At 72.1% G+C, this 487-nt stretch carries 1 pseudogene; it reads left to right on the top strand.

Annotated elements, in window-relative coordinates:
* A pseudogene (locus B2P18_RS18650) lies at positions 1-487 on the top strand (hypothetical protein); the annotation flags it as partial.

Genomic DNA, 487 nt, shown 5'->3' with positions numbered 1-487 from the left:
GCGCTGGCGTTGCTGGCGCTCATCGCGGTCCTACCCGAGTACGCAGTCGACGTCGTCTTCGCCTGGCTGGCCGGCCAGGACCCGGCCACCTATGCGCCACTTGCGCTGGCGAACATGACGGGGGCGAACCGGCTGCTCATCGGTGTCGGCTGGTCCGTGGTGGCATTGGTGGCGATCACGGCGGCCCGCCGTGCCCGCCGCTCCGGCCAGCCCGTGCCGGGCGCGCGCCAACCGGAGGTCGGCGGCACCACCGAAGCCCACGGGTCAGGTTCCGAGGCTGGAATGGGCCCTGACGGTGAGGGCGGGGAGGCGCGTAGTGCGGTGCGGCTGCAGCGCACTCAGGTGGTCGAGCTCGCCTATCTCGCCGTCGCCACCGCTTACGCGTTGACGCTGCCGCTGCGCTCGAGCCTCACGATCATCGACACGGTCATCCTGTTCGCCATCTTCGGCGCGTACCTGTGGCGGGGCAGGGCCCCCCAGCCCCCCC

The organism is Arsenicicoccus sp. UBA2120, assembly GCF_002330965.1.
Taxonomy (GTDB): domain Bacteria; phylum Actinomycetota; class Actinomycetes; order Actinomycetales; family Dermatophilaceae; genus Arsenicicoccus; species Arsenicicoccus bolidensis.
The sequence above is the reverse complement of the archived record's forward strand: the minus strand, read 5'-3'. Positions and strand labels throughout refer to the sequence as shown.